Genomic DNA, 789 nt, shown 5'->3' on the forward strand with positions numbered 1-789 from the left:
AGCTCGATCCGCACACGCGGGTGGCTGGCGGCGAAGGCCCTTAGAAGATCCGGCAGGCCGTGGTCGGCGAAATCCTGCGTCGTGCCGATGGCGATGCGGCCGCCGGCGCGCGCGCCTTTCAGCGCCAACCACGCCTCGGTGTGGACGGCAAGGATGCGGCGCGCATGGCCGACAAGATCCTCGCCGGCCGGTGTCAGGCCGCGTCCCCTGCCCTGCGGGATGAGCAGCGGCTCGCCGACGATCTCCTCCAGCCGCTGCATCTGCGCGGTCACAGCCGACGGCGTGCGGCCAACGGCGGATGCGGCCTTGGCAAGCGAGCCGCCCTCGACGAAAGCGAGGAAGGTCTTCAGTAAGTCGAGATCGAGCGTTTCCATACTTCGATGATATCGAATCGTTTCTCAAAAACAATTCGATTTTATTGAATACATGCCAATGCCATGATCCTCTCATCGAAGGCGCGAGGCGCCCAACCCGAGGAGAGAAAATGCCGATCATCAATATCAGCGTCACGGGCAAGCCCGACGCCAAGCTGTCCGCCGCGATCGCCAAGGACATCACCGAGATTACCCGCCAAGGAGTTACGCAAGGACCCGACGATCACCGCGGTCGCGGTCAACTACATCGATCCGCAGCACTGGTTCGCCGGCGGCAGGTCGCTGGTCGAGCATGGCACCAACACGTTCTGGCTGGACATCAAGGTCGTCGACGGCACCAACACCAAGCTCGAGCTCGAAGCCTATCTGAAGGCAATCTTCGAGGCTTTCGGCCGGCTGCTCGGCAGCGTGCATG

At 63.0% G+C, this 789-nt stretch carries 1 protein-coding gene and 1 pseudogene; one reads left to right on the plus strand and one right to left on the minus strand.

All coding sequences use genetic code 11. From position 1 onward, the window contains the following. On the minus strand, positions 1 to 374 hold a 374-nt coding region (locus tag EOA27_RS38640; RefSeq protein ID WP_127258995.1), incomplete at its 3' end, for a LysR family transcriptional regulator. 110 nt (positions 375 to 484) lie between these two features. Here EOA27_RS38640 and EOA27_RS38645 point away from each other — a divergent pair. After that, positions 485 to 789: pseudogene (locus EOA27_RS38645) on the plus strand (4-oxalocrotonate tautomerase family protein); the annotation flags it as partial.

Origin of the sequence: Mesorhizobium sp. M2A.F.Ca.ET.037.01.1.1, from assembly GCF_003998075.1 — a bacterium.
In the GTDB taxonomy this organism is placed as follows: domain Bacteria; phylum Pseudomonadota; class Alphaproteobacteria; order Rhizobiales; family Rhizobiaceae; genus Mesorhizobium.